At 70.5% G+C, this 237-nt stretch carries 1 pseudogene; it reads left to right on the top strand.

Features of this window, described 5'->3' with window-relative positions:
* Positions 1–237 (top strand): annotated as a pseudogene (locus AX685_RS19765) (IS3 family transposase); the annotation flags it as partial.

The following is a 237-nucleotide window of genomic DNA, read 5'->3' on the forward strand; positions in this document are numbered from 1 at the left end:
GAGCGCTCGCGCCCAAAAAAAGCGAGCTTGCTCATGCACTCGCCGCTGCCGGAGAGCATCCGGTGAGCCTGGTCGCCAGCACGCTCGGGGTCGGGCGCTCGACGGTGTACGATCGCCTGGCCGGCAGCACTAAGGCTCGCGGGCCGTACGCCAAGGCCGACGACGCGGACCTGCTGCCCCGTATTCGCCAGATCGCCGCGCAGCGGCCAACATACGGCTACCGCCGCATCGCGGCGG

The sequence above is a fragment of the Sphingomonas sp. CCH9-F2 genome (assembly GCF_001556735.1).
GTDB lineage: Bacteria > Pseudomonadota > Alphaproteobacteria > Sphingomonadales > Sphingomonadaceae > Sphingomonas > Sphingomonas ginsenosidimutans.